Raw genomic sequence first — 18,413 nt, 5'->3', positions numbered from 1 at the left:
GAGATAAGGTCCGGCTAAGTTAGGCCCGCCTCACCTTGGAGGCTCGTCACACTCATCCCGCTGGGAGTTCGCCATGCGTCCCGTCCGCGTCTGTGCCGTCAGCGCTGCCCTGGCCGCGATATCGCTTGCCGCAGTCAGCGGGTGCGCCGAGAAAGCCGACGCCGGCGGGGAGGGCGCAATCAAGGTGACCGCCACCGACGACTCCTGCAAGGTGTCCCGCAAGTCGTTTCCCGCCGGCCATGTCCAACTGGCGGTGGAGAACAAGGGATCCAAGGTCAACGAGGTCTACATCCTCTACCCGGACGGCCGGATCGTCACCGAGCGGGAGAACATCGGCGCCGGGACGAAGGCGAAGGTCACCGCGGAGGTCAAGGCGGGCAACTACGAGATCGCGTGCAAGCCCGGGATGAAGGGCAACGGCATCCGTCAGAAGGTCAAGGCGACCGGCGGCTCCAAGACCGCCAAGCGTGACCCGAAGCTGGACGCCGCCGTCTCCGCCTACCGCGACTACACGCTCCAGCAGGCCGAACAGACCCTGCCGAAGGCCAAGAAGTTCGCAGAAGCCGTCAAGGCGGGCGACATGGAGAAGGCGAAGGAGCTGTACGCGCCCTCCCGCATCGGCTGGGAGCGCACCGAGCCGGTCGCGGAGTCGTTCGGCGACATCGACCCCAAGGTCGACCTGCGCGAGGACGGTCTCGAGGACGGCCAGGACCCGGAGAAGGACTGGACGGGCTGGCACCGCCTGGAGAAGTCGCTGTGGAAGGACAAGAAGATCACCGCAGCCGACAAGAAGCTCGCCGACCGGCTGATAAAAGACCTCACCGACTGGCAGAAGAGGGTAGGGAAGGCCGAGATCACCCCCACCTCCATGGCCAACGGTGCCAAGGAACTCCTCGACGAGGTGGCCACCGGCAAGGTCACCGGCGAGGAGGAGCGCTACAGCCACACCGACCTGGTCGACTTCAAGGCGAACGTGGAGGGCGCCCAGAAGTCGTACAAGCTGCTCAAGCCGGTCGCCAAGAAGAACGACCCGGCGCTGGTCAAGGAGCTGGACACCCAGTTCTCCGCGCTGAACAAGCTGCTGGACAAGTACCGCGAGGACGACGGCAAGGACAAGGACAACTACGCGTTCAAGTCGTACGACAAGGTCGGCAAGAGTGAGCGCAAGGAGCTCTCGGACGCGGTGAACGCCCTGGCGGAGCCGCTGTCCAAGCTGGCGGCGGCCGTCGTCAAGTAGCCGCCGGAGCCGACGTCCGGACGGCGGAGACGGCGACCGGACGGTGAGTACGAGGAGCGCGTCCGTGACAGCGGAAGACAGCAACAGCACTGAGCAGAACCGGGTCGAACCGGACCACGTACCGGACCAGGGACGAACCCCCGAGCCCGAGCAGAGCCAGGAACAGCGCGGCCCGGGAGAACAGCGCGAACAGGACGAGCAGGACGAGCAGGCCGGACAGCCCGGACAAACCCGACCGGCCGAGGCCACCAGTGCCCGGCCCGCCGTCGCGCGGCGCTCCCTGCTCGGCTGGGGCGGGGCCGGAGTGGCGTTGGGCGCCGTCGCAGCGGGTGGTACGGCAACGGCGCTGCACCACGACAACGCGCGCGCCGCTTCCGACACCGCCGGGCAGGCCGTGCCCTTCCACGGCGCACACCAGGCGGGTATCGCCACCGCCGTGCCCGACCGGCTGCACTTCGCGGCGTTCGACGTGACGACCAAGGACCGCGCCGAGTTGATCCAGCTCCTCAAGGAGTGGACCGCCGCCGCGGCACGGATGACGGGCGGCCACGCGGTCGGTGAGGGCGCGTTCGGGCCGATCCCCGAGTCGCCGCCGGACGACACGGGTGAGGCGGCGGGGCTCAAGCCGTCCCGCCTCACTCTGACCATCGGCTTCGGCCCCGCCCTCTTCGACAAGGACCGCTTCGGACTGGCCGGACGGCGGCCCGAAGCGCTCGTCGATCTGCCGGCCTTCCCCGGCGACAAGCTGGAGAAGGCCCGCAGCGGCGGCGATCTGTGCGTACAGGCGTGCGCGGACGACCCGCAGGTCGCCGTGCACGCGATCCGCAATCTGGCCCGTATCGGCTTCGGCAAGGCCGCCATCCGCTGGTCCCAGCTCGGCTTCGGCAAGACCTCGTCCACCACGCCCGACGCGCAGACCCCACGCAATCTGTTCGGCTTCAAGGACGGCACCCGGAACGTCTCCGGCACCGACACCAAGGCCCTCGACGCGCATGTGTGGGTGTCGAAGAAGGACGGCCCCGAGTGGCTGGCCGGCGGCTCCTATCTGGTGGCCCGCCGGATACGGATGCACATCGAGACCTGGGACCGCACCTCGCTCAAGGAGCAGGAGGACATCTTCGGCCGGGACAAGCGCATCGGCGCGCCCGTCGGCAAGGCGAAGGAGCACGACGAGCCGTTCCTCAAGGCGATGCTGCCCACCTCCCACGTCCGCCTCGCCCACCCGGACAGCAACGACGGGGCCCGGATGCTGCGCCGCGGCTACTCCTTCACCGACGGCACAGACGGTCTCGGCCGCCTCGACGCGGGGCTGTTCTTCCTTGCGTACCAGCGGGATGTACGCCGCGCGTTCATCCCCGTCCAGCGCAGGCTCGCGCGCAACGACGCGCTCAACGAGTACATCCAGCACGTCGGTTCGGCTGTCTTCGCCATCCCGCCGGGCGTCCGCGACAAGGACGACTGGTGGGGCCGCGAGCTGTTCTCTTGACCGGAGTACCCGAAGAAGCTGCTCAGGCGGCAAGCGGCTCGTCGGCGAGGTAGGGCGGCGCGGGCTCGTACTGGATGTAGCGGCGTACGGCGCGGGCGTGGTCGCGGCCGTGCAGGGCGCCGATGAGCCACAGGGCGCTGTCGATCCCGGCAGACACGCCCTGGCTGGTGACCAGATTCCCGTCCACGACATAGCGGGCTTCGCGTGCGACCGTCACATCGCCGTGCGCCTCAAGGGTGTCCTCATAGTTCCAGTGTGTGGCCACTCGGCGACCACGCGCCGGACCGGCCGCGTGCAGCAGGGCGGCGCCGGTGCACACGCTCGCCAGCCAGGTGACCTGCCGGGCGGTTTCGGCGATCCAGTCGAGCAGTACGGGGTTGTGCAGCTGACCTATGCGGGCGCCACGACCGCCGGGGACCAGCAGCACGTCCAGCGGCGGATGGTCGTCCAGCGTGTGGTCGGGCAGCACCCGCATGCCCTTGTTGCAGCGGACCGGGTCAGGCTGTTCGGCGATCAGCACGGCGGTGTCGGCGTCGCTGCGGAGCATCGAGGAGGCGGTGAACACCTCCCAGGGGCCGATGAAGTCCAGCTCCTCGGCCTCGTCGAAGATCAGCAGACCGTAGGTCGTCATGAGTGCTCCTGTGCGGTAAGGGGGTCGGCAGTGGACCGGAACCTGCTCCGGTAGTCGGACGGCGCGACGCCGAGGTGCCGGTGGAAGGTGCGGCGCAGGGTCTCGGCGGTACCGAAACCGCAGCGGCGCGCGACGGCTTCCACCGGTTCGTCGCCCTCGGCGAGCGCCCGCTGTGCGGCCTCGACGCGGGCGCGTTCGACGTAGGCCGCGGGTGGGACACCGAGTTCGGCGGTGAACCGGCGTTGCAGGTGGCGCGGGCTGAGCCCGGCGTGCGCTGCCAGTTCGTCGATGGTGTGCCGGGCGCGCATGTCCGCGTGGATGGCTGCGACTGCGGCTCGGACGGGGTCTGTGGCCGGTGGTGCGGTGGACAGCGCCACGCTGAACTGTGCCTGGCTGCCGGGCCGCCGCAGGAACAGCACCAGGTGGCGGGCGACGGCGTGGGCGACGTCGCGGCCCAGGTCGTCCTCCACCAGCGCCAGTGCCAGGTCCATACCGGCGGTGACACCGGCCGAGGTCCATACGCGGCCGTCGCGGACGAAGATCGGCGCGCTGTCGACGTGCACCCGTGGGTACTCGCGGGCGAGCTGCCGGGCACGGCCCCAGTGCGTGGTGACCCTGCGGCCGTCCAGCAGTCCGGCTGCGGCCAGCAGGAAAGCACCGCTGCACACTGAGGTGACGCGCCGCGCACCGGCCGCCGCGGCGGCGATCCACCCGGTCAGCGCCGGGTCGTGCCGGGCCCTGTCGACGCCCGAACCCCCGGCCACCACCAGCGTGTCGACACCGTCGGACGGCGCGTCGTCCACGCCGTGCCCGGCGTGCACCGGCAGTCCGCTGCCGGAGCGCAGCAGCCCGGCGCGGGCCGCGACGATGTCGCATTCGTAGCCGCCGGCCAGGAGGTCGGCGCGCTGGAACACCTCGTACGGGCCGGTCAGGTCGAGGGTCTGGAACCCGTCGAAGATCACGAAAACGATGCGGCGTCCTTCCACGCCGTCCACCCTCGATCGCCACCGCGCAGGCGTCAACGACGACTACCCCACAGATCGCGCCACCCGTTCCGGAGCCGCCGGAGCCGCGAACGTGGCGCGGTAGGCGGTGGGCGACGTCCCCAGGACCCGCCGGAAGTGCAGCCGCAAGTTGGAGGGGCTGCCCAGCCCGCACCGCTCGGCCACCTGGTCGATGGTGAGTCCGGTGCTCTCCAGGAGTTCCCGCGCCCGGTCGATCCGGGCCGCGAGCAGCCACCGCAACGGCGTGGTCCCGGACTCGGCGACGAAGTGCCGGGCGAAGGTCCGGGGCGCCATGTGCGCGTGTGCGGCGAGCCTGCGGACCGTCAGCGGTTCGTGCAGATGGGCAAGGGCCCACTCCCGGGTGGGTGCGAGCGTGCTGCCGTCCGTCGCGCCGGCCAGTGGGCGCCTGATGTACTGCGCCTGCCCGCCGTCGCGGTGGGGCGCGGCAACCACGGTGCGCGCGGCCTCATTGGCGGCCGCGGCGCCCAGGTCGCGCCGCACCAGGTGCAGACACAGGTCGATGCCGGCCGCAACGCCGGCCGAGGTCAGCACCTGCCCCTCGTCCACGTACAGCACCCGCGGGTCCACCGACACCCGCGGGTGCCGCGCCGCCAGATCATCGGCGAACAGCCAGTGGGTGGTGGCCGTGCACCCGTCCAGAACGCCGGCGGCGGCCAGGGCGAACGCACCGGTGCAGACGGACGCCAGCCGCCGCCGCTTGGCGTGGGCTTCGGCCAGCGCTTCGAGCACGGTCGCAGGCACCTCGGCCAGATGCGGCGCGTAGCCCGGGACCACCACGGTGTCCGCGCGCTCCAGCGCCTCCAGCCCCGCCGTCACCGTCACGGCGAACCCTGCCGCCGTCGGCACCGGGCCCGCCGAACGCCCGCACAGCACCATCTCGTACGGCTCGTCCGGCACCGCGGTGAAGACCTGGGCCGGAATGCCCATGTCCAGGGGCAGCACACCGTCCAGCACCAGCACCGCCACCCGGTGCGGCGCACCACCACCGCACTCGCCGTCGGGATTCGTCGAGGCAGTTTCCTCTCGCATGGCGGCAATCCTGCCACTGTCGCGCCTCGGTGTCCCCGCCGAGCATGGAGGCATGCCCGGCCCGGCGCCGAGGACCAGCCCTGTCCGCACCTCTCAGAAAAGACACCTGATGGACACCATGGACGCTTACGAACAACTGCCGTTTTGCCGCACCGAGATGGCGCTGAAGACGCTCCAATTCGTCAAGGGCATCGAGGATCCCGCGATCTTCAACCACAGCCTGCGCACCTACCTCTACGGGCGCACCCTCGGCGAACAGCAGGGCCTGCGCCCCGATCACGACTACGACGACGAACTGCTGTTCCTGGGCTGCGTACTGCACGATGCCGGGCTCAGCTCCGAGGGCAACGGGGATCAGCCCTTCGATATCGACGGCGCCGATCTGGCCGCCCGATTCCTCAGCGGGGAGGGGATGTCGGCCGACCGGGTCGAGGTCGTATGGGATGCCGTCGCCCTGCACCTGCACTACGAGATCGCGCAGCGCAAGCGGCCCGAGATCGCCCTCGTGACGGCCGGTGCCGGACTGGACCTCGGCGACGAGGACCCGCCCGTCCTTCCGGCCGGCTACGCCGACCGCGTCCATACCGTGCTGCCCCGCCTGCATGCCGCTGCCGTGCTCTACGACACGATCGTCGGTCAGGCACTCGACAAGCCGCACAAAGCGCCGCCCTTCACCATGCCCGGCGAACTTGTCCGCCAGCAGACCCAGGAGCCTTGGCCCACCTGGAAACAGCTGATGAGCCAGCCCTCCGGCTGGAACGACTACGCGGGCTACGAACCGACCCGGTAGGCCACCCGCGCCCTTGTCGACCTGCCCGGACGTAAGACTCAAGGACCTCGCGGAGATTTGCCTCGTTCTTTTCACTCAAGATCGATCTCGTAATACTTGCCGTCCAAGCCAAAGAACAAATCGATCTCTTCTGCGTCATTGACGAATTCCTTCTCGGGCACCAGGTGAGCGTGTAAACGTTTCTGCAAGATATTCAATTACCGTACGGCCCGGAGGTGTTAGCTCGGTGTTCAATCCCTGGAGTCTTATGGCCGGGAGAGGGGGGTCCTACTGTCCTCGGTGACCAGTCGGCGGCGCTCAACACGATCATCCGTCCCTTCTTGACGAAGGAGTACACGTGGAACGCCGTTCTCTTCTCCGTGCCACCGTCATCGGCGCCGGCGCGGCAGCCTTCTCCGGCTCCCTATGGCGGCAGGCCGCCGCCTACCCCGCTCTCCCCGGCACCGGCCCGTACGGAGCCCTGCAGGCGGCCGACGCCAACGGCATCATGCTGCCCACCGGGTTCACCAGCCGGGTGATCGCCCGCTCTTCCCAGACCGTGCCCGGCACCAGCCACACCTGGCACAGCGCACCCGACGGCGGCGAGTGCTTCGCCGACGGGACCGGCTGGATCTACGTCTCCAACGCCGAGGTCGGCAGCAACGCGGGCGGGGCCGGCGCGGTGAAGTTCAACAGCAGCGCCGCCATCACCGGCGCCTACACCATCCTGTCCGGCACCAACCGCAACTGCGCCGGCGGCTCCACCCCGTGGAACACCTGGCTGTCCTGTGAGGAGGTCAGCACCGGCTTCGTCTACGAGACCGACCCGTGGGGTGTGAACGCCGCGGTCCAGCGGCCCGCCATGGGCCGGTTCAACCACGAGGCAGCCGCCTCTGACCCGGTCCGGAAGGTGATCTACCTGACCGAGGATGCTTCCGACGGCTGCTTCTACCGGTTCGCGCCCACCACTTGGGGCGACCTGTCGTCGGGCACCCTGCAGGTACTCAAGGAGGTCTCCGGCGTGCTGTCCTGGGCGAACGTGCCCGACCCGGACGGCAGCCCGACCCCGACCCGCGACCAGGTCTCGGGCGCCAAGCTCTTCAACGGCGGCGAGGGCTGCTGGTACCGCAACAACATCTGCTACTTCACCACCAAGGGCGACAACCGCGTGTGGGCCTACGACGCGTCCGCCAACAGCATCGCGATCGTCTACGACGACAACGTCTCCGGCGCCCCGCTCACCGGCGTGGACAACGTCACCGCCTCCGCCGCCGTCGGTGACCTCTACGTCGCCGAGGACGGCGGCAACATGGAGATCTGCATCATCACCCCGGACGACATCGTCGCCCCGTTCCTGCGGATCACCGGTCAGTCCTCCTCCGAGATCACCGGACCGGCGTTCAACCCCGCGGGCAACCGCCTGTACTTCTCCTCCCAGCGCGGCACCTCCGGCTCCAGCAGCGGTGGCATCACCTACGAGGTCACCGGCCCCTTCCGCACCAGCCTGTGACCAACCCGAGACCGGCCGCTCGGTGACCGGGGCGGCGCGGGCTGTCCACGCTCCACCGCAGCCCGCGCCTCCTCGGGGCGCCCCTCCCTCCCCCATCCGTGCAGGTCAGGCCGCCTGTAAACTCGCGTGGACGCAAATCAGCGGCGGCGGCATGGGTGGCAGGGAAGGACCGGGATGCTTGGTAACTATCTGATAGGTCTGCGTGAGGGCCTGGAGGCCAGCCTCGTCGTCTGCATCCTCGTCGCCTACCTGGTCAAGACGGAGCGGCGGGATGCCCTGCGCCCCGTCTGGCTCGGCATCGCGGCGGCCTGCGCCATCTCCCTCGCCTTCGGCGCGACGCTCGAGTTCGGCTCGAAGGAGCTGACGTTCGAGGCGCAGGAGGCGCTCGGCGGCTCGCTGTCCATCCTCGCCGTCGGGCTGGTCACCTGGATGGTCTTCTGGATGCGCCGTACGGCCCGCCATCTGAAGAGCGAACTGCACGGCAAGCTGGACGCCGCTCTCCAGATGGGCACCGGCGCGCTGGTCGCCACCGCACTGCTGGCCGTCGGCCGCGAGGGGCTGGAGACCGCCCTGTTCGTCTGGGCCTCGGTACGGGCCAGCGGCGAGGGCAGCTCCTCGCCGCTGATCGGCGTCCTGCTGGGCCTGGCCACCGCCGTCGTCCTCGGCTGGCTCTTCTACCGCGGCGCCCTGCGGATCAACCTCGCCCGCTTCTTCACCTGGACCGGCGCCATGCTGGTGGTCGTGGCCGCGGGGGTCCTCGCGTACGGCGTCCACGACCTCCAGGAGGCGCGCTTCCTGGGCGGCCTGGAGAACAAAGCCTTCGACATCAGCTCCACAATCTCCCCGGACAGCTGGTACGGCACCCTCCTGAAGGGCGTCTTCAACTTCCAGCCCGACCCGACGGTCATCCAACTCGTGGTCTGGGTCCTCTACTTGGGTGTGACGATGGCCTTCTTCCTGGCCCCGCAGCGCGGCACGTCCACACGGAAGCCGACGACGACGACGGCCTGAGCAGCTCGTCGCTGAGGCGCAGGGGACGCGGCTCGCTTCTGAGATGGGCTCACTTGCCCTTGGCGAGCTGATCGACACGCGGAACCGAGAGGCCGAGCAGTTGCGCGACTTCGCGCAGCTTCATGTTCTCGCGCAGCTCGACCACCGCCTCACCCCGTACTGATTTCACGCGCCGAGCCGCCTCGGGCAGCAGGTCGTCGGCCAAAGCCCGGGCCGTCACCTCGCGGTCGACCGGGTCGGGGATGGAGTCAAGACAGGCGAGTGCGGCTTCGATGTGTGCAGCCATGGCCGCGCGCACTCCGGGGGCTACTTGCGGGAGGGGAGCGGGCGTGTCGGTCATACGGTAAGCCTACGACGCTCCGCGAGCCCCTTCTACCCCCTCTTGATTTCTTCTAGCCCCCCTCTAAAAAATGGGTGCTACACCGACAGAGGGGGTCCGCGTGAGCAAAGAGGACGTGACCCTGATCCTCACGGCCGTCTCCGCACTGTCCAGCGTGATCATCGCGATCGGGACCATCACCTCCGTCTGGATCGCCTGGGAGTCGATCAAGCGGCGGGGCAAACGCCGCCGCCGCTGAGATGGATGCCGCACCGCTTCATCAATGGAGCCCCCAACGGTGGTTGGCCGTCGCCACCTTCGCCGACATCACCTCGGCGCGGGTAGCCGGCCGCAGGTCCTGCGGATCAGCCGCCCATGCGGGCCCGCCGGGGCGTACGAGCCGCACCGTACCGTCCTCCGCAACCGAGTGGACGAAGCCCGCCGTGCGGCGGGCGAGGTCGGTGACGACCTCGCCCTTCCGCCATTCCGTATGGCTCAACTCCCTTGCTCACCCAGCGCCTTGGCCAGCTTCTCCGCCGTCGCGAGATTGCAGCCGCCCAGTTCGAGGAGTGGGCTACGCAGTGCGGTGGTTGTGCAGGAAGCGAGGTCCACCCGAAGCGAGGGCAGCATGATGTCCGCCCCCGCCAGCGCGGTACGGAGCCGCTCGCATGTCTCCTCCGCATCGCGGAGCTTGGCCAGCGTCGGGTTCTCGTGACGGCCCTCTGCCATGGAACGCGCCTTTCTTGAGGGGGATTTCACGTTCTGTGGTCCCAGCGTGGCGCTCCGGACATAGCCTTGTGGAGAGCAATTGCTGTGCACCTGTGCTTGTCAAGAGGCGGAGAGTAAAAATGGCCGCAGAGAACGCCCTTGAGGGCGATCCCAAGGTGTCGACCCTGGCCTATTTCGGCACCGAGTTGCGGATCAGGCGGGAAGAGGCCGGGCTGAGCCAGGCCAAGCTGGGGCAGCGCACGTTCTGCACCCACTCGTACGTTTCGCGGATCGAGTCCGCGAGCCGGGTCCCGAGTGAAGAGTTCGCCCAGCGCTGTGACGATGTGCTGGGCACAGGCGGGATGTTCGCCCGCCTGTGGCCCGTGGTGATCGAGCACGCGTACCCGGACTGGTTCAGGCCGTTCGTGGAGCTGGAGAAGGACGCGGTCAGCATCTGGGACTTCGAGAACCAGGTGGTGCCGGGGCTGTTGCAGACGGAGGAGTATGTGCGCGCGGTATTCGAGGGTGGGCGCTCACACCATGCACAGGAGCTGATCGCGGCGCGGCTGACTCGCCAGCACATCTTGGAGCAGGAGTCTCCCCCAGAGATCTGGACGATCCTCGACGAGAGCGTCCTGCGACGGCCGATCGGCGGGCCACTCGTCATGCGCCACCAGCTCGATCATCTCCTCGCGTGGGCGGCTGTTCCAAGCGTTGTTCTACAGGTGCTGCCGTTCGCCGCAGGCGCCCACGCGGGGCTCCGTGGAGCCTTCGCGGGGCTGTCGATGGGGGAGGGAGACGGCCCTGACGTGGTGTATGTGGAAGACATCGCGCGTGGCCACGTTCTGGCCGGTCCAGGGGACGTCCATGCGGCGCGACGGGCCTATGATCTGTTGATGGCCGACGCCCTGTCCCCCAAGGCTTCCGTCGACCTGATCGCGGCAACGGCAAAGGAACTAGTCCCATGACAAGCGCAAGCAGCCTCCCCTGCACCGCATGGCGCAAGAGCAGCTACAGCACCGACAGCGGCGGGAACTGCCTCGAAGTTGCTACTGACTACCCCGGCCCCTCCCTCCCCGTCCGCGACTCCAAGAACCCCCACGGCCCCGCACTCCTCATCTCCGCCCCCGCCTGGCAGGCATTCATCACGCAGGTTCGGCAAGGTGGTTCGGGCCGGGGGTGAGTCACGTCGGTGAGGGGACCAACTCGCTGCGCGGTAGCAAGGTTGTCGGTTAAGTTCGACGGGTGGCAACGTCTCCCCTCCCACCTCCCGTTTCTCCGCCACGGCCGAGCTTGCGGGGTCGGTTGCGGTTGTGGTGGGGGTCGCGGGATGCGCTGTCGCGGACGCGCCGTTGGGTGCTGTTGCGGGCGGCTCCACTCCTCATGGCGTGCGGCGCGCTGTTCGTGGTGAACGGGCTGGCGAACGGCTGGGTGGACGCGTACAACGTGCTGCTGGGGATCACCTCACCCGCCGATGTCCCCGCCCAGTGGTGCGCCTGGCCGCTGTCCCTCACCGGCTGGGCGTTGCTGCCGGCCTTCATCGGCGGTCTGGTCGGTTATGTCGTCACCGCGCAGATCAACCGGCACCGCACCCGCGATCTGGATGAGATCCTCACCGAACTTCGTACCCTCACCGGTCCACCGGACGGCGGGGGGACCTGACGGTGCGATCGCTGTACGACATCCATGAGGGTGGTCCGCAGAGCGACCGGAAGACTGTCGAGCAGTTCGCCACCCAATGGCACGCGACCGACTGGCAGCACGCCGAAGACCACTGGACCTCCCTCGTCGGCGAAGTGCTCAAGGCCAAAGACATGGAAGCCCACTCCCCGACCGAAGCGTTACGCCGCGCCGAAGCCGTCATCCTCGACCTCCTGGCAGTGGCCTTGTCCCGACCGAACAGCCGCTGCCCCGTCTGCGCCCGCTGCCGCTGACCCGCCGACCGACCTACTCTGGAGCCATGGTGGAGAACAGGACATCCGCCCAGGTCCTACGCGACCTGCTCTACCTGGCATGCCCCGACGCCGCGCCTGCCGCTCGCAAGTCCGTCACCGACGCCATCGAAGCGGCGGCAGACCAGGGCCGACGGCTGGACCACGGGAGCATCCCCGACCTCGCCGACGGCCTGATGCCGGACCCTGGCGCATCGTCCGATGTGCGCGGCGCAGACTTGGCTGACGCGGGACTGAGCGGGGCGAACCTGGCCCACGTCAACCTGAGCCGCGCCGACCTGAGCCACGCCAACCTGGGCCGTGCCGATCTGCGCGACGCCGATCTGTCACACGCCGACCTGACCAACGCCGAACTGGGTGGCGCCGACCTGAGCCGCGCCGATCTGGACAGCGCCCGTCTGTATAGCGCGCACCTGAGCATCGCTCGCCTTGAAGGTGCCAATCTGAACCGCGCCAACCTGACCGACGTCGGCGGGAGCAGCGCCAACCTGGATGGCGCCAACCTGAGCCACGCCGTCCTGAACAGCGCCCGCCTGTTCAACGCCACCCTGGATGGCGCTTACCTGCGCGCTGCCGACCTGACCGACGCCAACCTGACCGGAGCCAGCCTGGCCCGAGCAAGTTTGGGCGGCGCCAACCTGTATGGCGCCCATCTGACGAGCGCCGACCTGACCCGCGCCGAGTTGAGTCGGGCCCGGCTGCACGCCGCCAATCTGACCGACGCGGACCTGCGCGACGCCGATCTGTCAGGTGCCAACCTGACCAACGCCCGCCTGTTCGCCGCCGACCTGTCAGGTGCCGACCTGACCGACGCAAAAGGAATCGTTCCCGCCTCGCTTGCCGGGGTGCGGTGGTCGTCAACCACCGACTGGCCAAACGCACTTCTTCATATGGAGCTGCTCAGCATCTCCGAAGACCTGGGGAACGGCATCTATCGTGTCCCCGGCCCGGGCGGAGCCCGGGAAACCACCCGAACTCCCGTCACCTAGGGCTTGTCCGGCGGGTCTTGCGTACCCGGCAAGGGGGCTGCGCTTGCCCGCCCTGCGCCCTGGGGGTACCCCCTGCTCGAAGAGCGTGGGAGAGCAGACTGCCGAAGCTTCGCAGCAGGGGACCCGCCCTCAAGTGACGTCGGCCGCCGCCAGGCTCGCTCAGCCGAGGGCCGTGCCCTGGCGCTCTGCCAGGTGGGGCGGGGGCTCGATTCCCGTGGGGAGGGCCGGGTCGGCGCGTAGGGTGCCCCAGCGGGTGTGGAGGGGGAGTTCGCCCGCCCACAGGCCAAGCTCGGCGTCGGGGGTGTCGCCGTCGTCCGGGGCGCCGGTGCGGATCTTGACGGACGCCTCGTCGAGGGTGAGGGCGAGCAGGGACGTAGCGGCGAGTTCCTTGCGGGTGGGGCGGCGGGCGTAGTCCCACTGGCCGGGCGTCACCTGCTCGGTGAGGCAGCGCAGGCCCGTCCACTTCTCGTCGGGGTCGGTGACGCGGCGGGGGACGCCGAAAATCATGGCGCTGCGGTAGTTGACACCGTGCTCGAAGACGGAGCGGGCCAGCACCAGTCCGTCCACGTGGGTCACGGTGACGCACACGTTCGCCGCCGGGGAGGCGACCAGGCTGCGGCTGGCGACCGAACCGTGCACATACAGCGTGCTGCCGTCGGAGCCGTAGACGGTGGACACCACCATGACGCTGCCGTCGACGGCGACCCCGAGGTGGCACACGAACCCCGCAGCAAGGATGGCGTCCAGGTCGGCCCGGTCGTGGCTGCCTTGCTCGCGCAGTCTGCGGTGTCGGGTGCGGTCCGTCTGTGACAGGGACCGGCTGGGGGCTGGCTGGCTCATACGGGACCTCGTGGGGCGCGCTGCGATGGACCCGGCTCAAGCTACTGTTTCCTTCGCCGTACGACCAGAGTGCCATGAAAAACGTTGCGTAAAAGAGGACAGGCAACCGATTCCGCAGCGCCTTCCACACCGGATACCGGTTCCTCGTGCGCAGTTGCTTGTCGGGGTCCCCGGTGGCTGTTTGACTGCTTGGTTGGCTGCGCCACGTCGGTCCGGCTCCCACGCCTTCGCCGGGAGGCCCCATGGAGATCACGCGTAGACATGTGCTGTCCCTCTTGTCCGCTGCCGGGCTGGCAGCGGTGATTCCCACCCCAGAGGCGTTCGCCGCGCCGGGCAGTGCCCATGGCGGCGACGCCGGTGTCGAGCGGCTGCTCGGCAATATCCGTGCCGTCCTCGCCGGGACGGCGGAGTCCAACTCGCGCCCCGAGACGGCGGCCAAGCTGGCGGCGGTCGCCGAGGCGGCGCGCAGCCATCTGGCGGACATGGCTGCCGCGGGCGAGAACGAGCTGTTCCGCGGGTTGCCGCTGGGCAGCAGCGACGCGAACCTCAACACCTCGTTCCGGCGGCTGTACGAGATCGCCCTGGCCGCCCGCACCCCGGGCATCCCCTCCGGCGGTCCGCCGAACGACGCCGCCACCCGGCGCCGGGTCGTCGACGGGCTCGTCTCGCTGCACGAGCGCTACTACGGCGACCAGTCGCAGGGCTACTACGGCAACTGGTTCAACTGGGAGATCGGCATCTCCACCAGCGTCACGGCCGCACTGGTGCTGCTCGCCGAGGACGTCGCCGCACAGCGGCCCGAGCTGACGCGCCGTTACATCGCTTCGATGGACGCCTATCTGCGCAACGGCAAGGACGGCGACGTCGATCTCGACTCACGGTTCCACACCGGCGCCAACCTGGCCGACATCACCACCAACCGGATTCTGCAAGGCGCTCTGCTGGGCGACGAGGCGCGGATCCGCAAGGCGCTGGAGGATCAGCTGACCGTCTACGCGACGATCGACCCGTACCACCTGAATCACGGCGTCACCGACGGGCACTACGCGGACGGCTCGTTCATCCAGCACACGTCCGTCGCCTACACGGGGTCGTACGGAAAGGCCCTGCTGGCCCGGGCCGTGCAGATGCTCAAGTTCCTCGACGGGACCGGGTACGCCAACACCGAGGCGCTGGTGCCGGTGGTGCACCGGTGGGTGACGGACGGTTTCGCGCCCGTCGTCTTCGAGGGCTGGATGATGGAGATCGTCAAGGGCCGGGCCGTCTCCCGTACGGGCGGCGGATACGCCGACAGCGCGGCGGTGGCCGAGGCCGTCACCGATCTGACCGGTTACGCGGACGGGGAACGGGCCGCCGCGCTCAAGAGCTACGTCAAGCATCTGGACGCGGCCTCGGCCACCCCGCCCGACCCGGCACGCTTCGCCTCACCGCTCACAGTGGTGCGCTACGCCGAGATCCTCGCGGACGGTTCGGTATCCGCCGCCGACCTGAATCCGGCAGCCCGTTGCACCGCCTTCAACGCCATGGACAGGACGGTGCACCGGCGCCCCGGGCACGCCTTCGCGCTGGCCCGCAGCTCGGAGCGGATCAGCAAGTACGAGTACATGAACGGGGAGAATCTGCTGCCCTGGTTCCAGGGCGACGGTGCGTACTACCTCTACCTCGCCGGGGAGGACCAGCGGGACGCGTTCGGTGTGGACTACTACACCACCGTGCCGCCCTACGGGCTCGCCGGTGTCACCGCCCCTGACGAGCAGCGGAAGAGCGTCCCCGAGCTGTACGGGAAGCCGTACTACGACAACCCGGACCACCCGCTGCACTTCACGCCCTCTTCCGAGTCGCAGAACACGTATGTGTACTTCCCGCGGGGCACCAACCGCCACTCCGGCGGCGCCGTACTGGGTGCGTACGGGGCAGCCGGAATGGTGCAGTCCGACGACATCGCCTACGCCGAACGCGACCGGCTGCCCGACGACTTCACGGTGTACCGGAATGCGGCGGCCACCAAGTCGTGGTTCCTGCTGGACGACGAGATCGTGGTCCTGGCGGCAGGCGTCGGGGACGGGGCGGGAGGCGGCCGGGCGGTGACCACCACCGTGGACGCGCGTATCGCGGCCCCGGACGCCACTGTGCGGATCAGCGGCGAGCTGGCCGCGGGTGGTGCCTGGCGGGGCAGCGGCACCGGAGAGCTGCGCTGGCTGCGGTTCGCCGACGAAACGCGGGGGACGGCTGTCGGCTATCTCTTCCTCGACTCCCCCGGCGCGGACGGCCACCCGGTCACCGTCGGCCTGGAGACCGTCACCCGCAGCCGCCGTGTCGTCCGTACCTCGAACCCGGACACCACCGTCACCCGCCAGGTCTTCCGCGCCGCCTTCCGGCAGGAGGCGGGTGCCGCGCCGCGGTCCTTCGCCTACGCGCTGGTGCCCCACGCCACCGAACGGGACCTGGGCGCCTACGGCGCGGACGGCGGCCCCCTCGCCGTCCTCGCCAACACCACCCGCCTCCAAGCGGTGCGGCACACCGGGCTCGGTCTACTGGCCGTCAACTCCTTCGGCGCCGGCTCGCGGACGGTCGCGGGACTCCGCCTCGACGGCCCGGCCTCGGTCCTTGTCCGCCGCGAGCGCGGCGACGGCCGGGTGACCGTCGCCGCCGCCGACCCCACCATGCGCCGTGATCGGCTCACCCTGCTGCTGCACGGCCGCAAGCTGCGCGCCGTCTCGTCCGACCCTGACGTACGGGTCAGCCACGTGTCCGGCGGGACGCTGCTGAGTATTCGCACCCGCCACGCCTACGGGCGCAGCTTCACTGTCACTCTCCGTTAGCTACGCGTACCCGGCGTGGGAGCTGCGCCCCGAAGGGGCGCGGGGAACTGCGCGACCAGCCACGACGGGCCCGCAGCCTGCGGAAAGGGGCAAGGGGCACCCCGTGCCCAGAACAGCAGGAGGGGGCGGCTTAGACGGCGGGTCTTGCGGGGTACCCCGAAGGGCGCGGTCTGAGCGAGAGGAGACTCACGATGAGTGACCAGACCCCGACGCCCTCCCAGGCCGAGGGCGAGCGCGACAACGGCTTCGCGGAGGCCCGTTCCCTGCCGCCCGCTGAACACCGCAAGGCTGAGCACCCGGACCTTCCGCGCACCACGCCGTCCCAGGCCGAAGGGGAACGGGAGGAGGACTCCGGGTGAGGCTGACCGGTCGGCTCAGCTGCCCGCGTGGGCGTCGCGCAGCCGCTCGGCATCCAGGCCCGCTTCCGTCAGGACGGTGCCGCCGGCGCCGCGGCCGATCTCGGCGATGCCGAGGAGCAGGTGGTCGCAGCCGATGAGCTCGGCACCGGACTGCTCCGCCTGCTCCTCCGCGATGGCGATGGCCTTGCGGGAGTACGGGGTCCAGGCGATGCGCTCGGCCGCCTGGGAGGCGCCCATGCTCAGCCGGTCCCCCACGGCCCGGTGGATCTCCTTGGGGTCGGCTCCCGCCGCGGCCAGCAGCGCTGTGGCGCTGTTGTCCTCCGAGGTGAGCCCCCACAGCAGGTGTTCGGTGCCGATGTAGTTGTTGCGGTGCTGCATGGCGGCCTGCTTCATATGGGCCAATGCCTGCTGGAGTTCCTCGGTGAGGACCTCGGCCGTGTATCTCTTGTGCGGGGCGTGGAAACGCTGTTGCACCGCTTGCCGGGTGACACCGAGGGCGGCACCGATGTCCGTCCAGGAGATGCCGTGCAGCCGGCAGTGTTCCACGTAGTCTTCGACCAGGTCGTCCGCGAGGACCTGGAGTTGGGATGCCAGCTCGGCGGCCGAGGTCAACAGGGCGAGCCAGTCGGGCTGTTCGTGCCCGCCGGGGCGGTGCGCGACCTCGCAGGTGCGGTCGACTTCCGCGATGAGAGCGTCCAGATCAGGAAGAGCCATACGTCAAGTACGCCTTGACAAAGAGAGGTTGTCAAGGCCGCCTTGCCTACCCCCCCAGCCTGCGGGAGGGGCCCGCCGTGGGGGCTGCTGCCGGTCGCCGACTGCGGCTTCGTTGTGGCTGATCGCGCAGTTCCCCGCGCCCCTTACGGGGCGCGGTCCCGTGCTTTCCCGACCGCGCGGTCGGCCTGGCGTAGCCGGTGGCGGGCTGCCCGCAGCTCTGCCTCAACCTGGCGGAGTTGCTCCCGTGCTTCCGCGACATTCTGTTCGGCCTGCCGATGGCGTTCCTCGGCGCTGTCGGCCTCGGTCTGCGCCGTACGCTGTTCGGCTTCGCGGGCCCGCAGCTCGCGCTCCGCCTCGCGCGCCTGCTCGCGGGCCTTCGCCGCGCGCGCCTTGTCGGCCCGCTGTTTCTTCGGCGGTGGCTGCGCCGCGGTGGCCGCCGCGGACTCCGCGAGGTCGCCGGTGAAGCCGACCGGGGCGGTCAGGGGTTTGGCCAGGTGGCCCGCGGCCCATTCGCGGCCGGCGTCGGGGTCGGCCAGTGCGGCGTGCAGGGTCTCGGTCACTTCGCGCTGGGCGTCGTCGCTGATCCGTCGGCCCGCCCGGGCCGTCAGCTCGCGGGCCTGCCGGGCGAGGGCTGCGGTGATCTGCCGCTGCCGCGCTGACAGCTCGCGGAGCTGGTGGCCGTCCAGGTCGCGGTGGGCCGCTCGCAGTGCCTCTCCCAGCTCCAGCAGCAGCCGCGCCTCCTCGGGTTCCTCACGGACGAGGAGGTTGCTGGCCCACGCCGCCGCCGTCGGGCGGCGCAGCCCGCGGATCCGCTCGGCCAGCTCCCGCTCCCCCGCCGCCCGGGCCTGCTGCGCCCGCGCGTCGCGGGCGGCGGTGAAGTCACCGGGCTGCAACCCGTACAGCTCGTCCGCGACAGCGTCCAGGTCCAGATCCAGATCCAACCGTCCTCCAGGAAAGCGCGTCCGGCACCTGCCCCATGGCCGTTCCCGCGGCCCCGTCGGGCACAGCCGGA

22 protein-coding genes are annotated in these 18,413 nt (G+C 69.8%); 13 read left to right on the top strand and 9 right to left on the bottom strand.

Annotation, left to right across the window (positions count from 1 at the left end; genetic code table 11):
- The first annotated feature begins 73 nt into the window (after nucleotides 1-73).
- A complete protein-coding gene (gene efeO / locus ACTWQF_RS06015; protein ID WP_443277761.1) occupies nucleotides 74-1,237 on the top strand; it encodes an iron uptake system protein EfeO in 1,164 nt (387 codons plus the stop codon).
- Between the two features lie 64 nt (nucleotides 1,238-1,301).
- Complete coding sequence (gene efeB / locus ACTWQF_RS06010; RefSeq protein ID WP_443277759.1) at nucleotides 1,302-2,723, top strand: iron uptake transporter deferrochelatase/peroxidase subunit; 1,422 nt, start codon at nucleotides 1,302-1,304, stop codon at nucleotides 2,721-2,723.
- Between the two features lie 22 nt (nucleotides 2,724-2,745).
- Here the strand turns inward: efeB and ACTWQF_RS06005 are convergent, their stop codons facing one another.
- The 3 genes from ACTWQF_RS06005 to ACTWQF_RS05995 are packed head-to-tail and all read right to left on the bottom strand — an operon-like array spanning nucleotide 2,746 to nucleotide 5,408.
- A complete protein-coding gene (locus ACTWQF_RS06005) occupies nucleotides 2,746-3,354 on the bottom strand; it encodes a DJ-1/PfpI family protein (protein ID WP_443277757.1) in 609 nt (202 codons plus the stop codon).
- Nucleotides 3,351-4,340 (bottom strand): GlxA family transcriptional regulator, encoded by a 990-nt coding sequence (locus ACTWQF_RS06000; RefSeq protein WP_443277755.1) that lies wholly within the window; start codon nucleotides 4,338-4,340, stop codon nucleotides 3,351-3,353. Before ACTWQF_RS06000 ends, ACTWQF_RS06005 begins: the two co-directional genes overlap by 4 nt.
- Nucleotides 4,341-4,382: 42 nt before the next feature.
- Nucleotides 4,383-5,408, bottom strand: coding sequence for a GlxA family transcriptional regulator (locus tag ACTWQF_RS05995; protein WP_443277753.1), 1,026 nt, complete (start codon nucleotides 5,406-5,408; stop codon nucleotides 4,383-4,385).
- 109 nt (nucleotides 5,409-5,517) lie between these two features.
- Between ACTWQF_RS05995 and ACTWQF_RS05990 the strand changes: the two genes are divergently transcribed.
- The 3 genes from ACTWQF_RS05990 (at nucleotide 5,518) to efeU (ending at nucleotide 8,698) form a co-directional block, all read left to right on the top strand.
- Entirely contained in the window at nucleotides 5,518-6,198 is a 681-nt protein-coding gene (locus tag ACTWQF_RS05990) for an HD domain-containing protein (protein WP_443277751.1), read from the top strand.
- Between the two features lie 337 nt (nucleotides 6,199-6,535).
- Nucleotides 6,536-7,687, top strand: a complete 1,152-nt coding sequence (locus ACTWQF_RS05985; RefSeq protein WP_443277749.1) for an alkaline phosphatase PhoX — start codon at nucleotides 6,536-6,538, stop codon at nucleotides 7,685-7,687.
- A gap of 174 nt (nucleotides 7,688-7,861) precedes the next feature.
- Nucleotides 7,862-8,698: an iron uptake transporter permease EfeU gene (gene efeU, locus ACTWQF_RS05980; protein ID WP_443277747.1), complete on the top strand. Its 837-nt coding sequence runs from the start codon at nucleotides 7,862-7,864 to the stop codon at nucleotides 8,696-8,698.
- A 49-nt stretch (nucleotides 8,699-8,747) separates the two neighbouring features.
- On the opposite strand, the gene ACTWQF_RS05975 is transcribed toward efeU, so the two are convergent.
- Complete coding sequence (locus ACTWQF_RS05975) at nucleotides 8,748-9,038, bottom strand: hypothetical protein (protein WP_443277745.1); 291 nt, start codon at nucleotides 9,036-9,038, stop codon at nucleotides 8,748-8,750.
- A gap of 100 nt (nucleotides 9,039-9,138) precedes the next feature.
- On the opposite strand from ACTWQF_RS05975, the gene ACTWQF_RS05970 reads away from it, so the two are divergent.
- Nucleotides 9,139-9,276 (top strand): hypothetical protein, encoded by a 138-nt coding sequence (locus tag ACTWQF_RS05970; RefSeq protein WP_443277743.1) that lies wholly within the window; start codon nucleotides 9,139-9,141, stop codon nucleotides 9,274-9,276.
- A 21-nt stretch (nucleotides 9,277-9,297) separates the two neighbouring features.
- Here ACTWQF_RS05970 and ACTWQF_RS05965 read toward each other — a convergent pair whose 3' ends face one another.
- Together ACTWQF_RS05965 and ACTWQF_RS05960 are read right to left on the bottom strand one after the other, a co-directional pair.
- Nucleotides 9,298-9,516, bottom strand: a complete 219-nt coding sequence (locus ACTWQF_RS05965) for a hypothetical protein (protein WP_443277742.1) — start codon at nucleotides 9,514-9,516, stop codon at nucleotides 9,298-9,300.
- Entirely contained in the window at nucleotides 9,513-9,746 is a 234-nt protein-coding gene (locus tag ACTWQF_RS05960) for a hypothetical protein (protein ID WP_443277740.1), read from the bottom strand. Before ACTWQF_RS05960 ends, ACTWQF_RS05965 begins: the two co-directional genes overlap by 4 nt.
- Nucleotides 9,747-9,865: 119 nt before the next feature.
- Here ACTWQF_RS05960 and ACTWQF_RS05955 point away from each other — a divergent pair, with 119 nt between their 5' ends.
- The 5 genes from ACTWQF_RS05955 (at nucleotide 9,866) to ACTWQF_RS05935 (ending at nucleotide 12,666) form a co-directional block, all read left to right on the top strand.
- On the top strand, nucleotides 9,866-10,693 hold the full coding sequence (locus ACTWQF_RS05955; RefSeq protein ID WP_443277739.1) for a helix-turn-helix domain-containing protein: 828 nt from the start codon (nucleotides 9,866-9,868) through the stop codon (nucleotides 10,691-10,693).
- Nucleotides 10,690-10,908: a DUF397 domain-containing protein gene (locus tag ACTWQF_RS05950; protein WP_443277737.1), complete on the top strand. Its 219-nt coding sequence runs from the start codon at nucleotides 10,690-10,692 to the stop codon at nucleotides 10,906-10,908. Before ACTWQF_RS05955 ends, ACTWQF_RS05950 begins: the two co-directional genes overlap by 4 nt.
- 62 nt (nucleotides 10,909-10,970) lie before the next feature.
- Nucleotides 10,971-11,387, top strand: coding sequence for a DUF6313 family protein (locus ACTWQF_RS05945; protein WP_443277735.1), 417 nt, complete (start codon nucleotides 10,971-10,973; stop codon nucleotides 11,385-11,387).
- A gap of 2 nt (nucleotides 11,388-11,389) precedes the next feature.
- Entirely contained in the window at nucleotides 11,390-11,659 is a 270-nt protein-coding gene (locus ACTWQF_RS05940; protein ID WP_443277733.1) for a DUF6313 family protein, read from the top strand.
- Between the two features lie 26 nt (nucleotides 11,660-11,685).
- Complete coding sequence (locus ACTWQF_RS05935) at nucleotides 11,686-12,666, top strand: pentapeptide repeat-containing protein (protein WP_443277731.1); 981 nt, start codon at nucleotides 11,686-11,688, stop codon at nucleotides 12,664-12,666.
- 159 nt (nucleotides 12,667-12,825) lie between these two features.
- On the opposite strand, the gene ACTWQF_RS05930 is transcribed toward ACTWQF_RS05935, so the two are convergent.
- On the bottom strand, nucleotides 12,826-13,506 hold the full coding sequence (locus tag ACTWQF_RS05930) for a pyridoxamine 5'-phosphate oxidase family protein (RefSeq protein WP_443277729.1): 681 nt from the start codon (nucleotides 13,504-13,506) through the stop codon (nucleotides 12,826-12,828).
- Nucleotides 13,507-13,748: 242 nt separating this feature from the next.
- On the opposite strand from ACTWQF_RS05930, the gene ACTWQF_RS05925 reads away from it, so the two are divergent.
- Both ACTWQF_RS05925 and ACTWQF_RS05920 read left to right on the top strand, forming a co-directional pair.
- Nucleotides 13,749-16,328: a polysaccharide lyase family 8 super-sandwich domain-containing protein gene (locus ACTWQF_RS05925; protein ID WP_443277727.1), complete on the top strand. Its 2,580-nt coding sequence runs from the start codon at nucleotides 13,749-13,751 to the stop codon at nucleotides 16,326-16,328.
- Nucleotides 16,329-16,519: 191 nt separating this feature from the next.
- Nucleotides 16,520-16,687 (top strand): hypothetical protein, encoded by a 168-nt coding sequence (locus ACTWQF_RS05920; RefSeq protein WP_443277725.1) that lies wholly within the window; start codon nucleotides 16,520-16,522, stop codon nucleotides 16,685-16,687.
- 15 nt (nucleotides 16,688-16,702) lie between these two features.
- Here ACTWQF_RS05920 and ACTWQF_RS05915 read toward each other — a convergent pair whose 3' ends face one another.
- Together ACTWQF_RS05915 and ACTWQF_RS05910 are read right to left on the bottom strand one after the other, a co-directional pair.
- Nucleotides 16,703-17,401, bottom strand: a complete 699-nt coding sequence (locus ACTWQF_RS05915) for a Clp protease N-terminal domain-containing protein (RefSeq protein WP_443277723.1) — start codon at nucleotides 17,399-17,401, stop codon at nucleotides 16,703-16,705.
- Nucleotides 17,402-17,544: 143 nt separating this feature from the next.
- Nucleotides 17,545-18,342, bottom strand: coding sequence for a hypothetical protein (locus ACTWQF_RS05910; RefSeq protein ID WP_443277721.1), 798 nt, complete (start codon nucleotides 18,340-18,342; stop codon nucleotides 17,545-17,547).
- Between the last annotated feature and the right edge of the window lie 71 nt (nucleotides 18,343-18,413).

Origin of the sequence: Streptomyces sp. 8N114 (genome assembly GCF_052245835.1) — a bacterium.
Classification (GTDB): domain Bacteria; phylum Actinomycetota; class Actinomycetes; order Streptomycetales; family Streptomycetaceae; genus Streptomyces.
The sequence above is the reverse complement of the archived record's forward strand: the minus strand, read 5'-3'. Positions and strand labels throughout refer to the sequence as shown.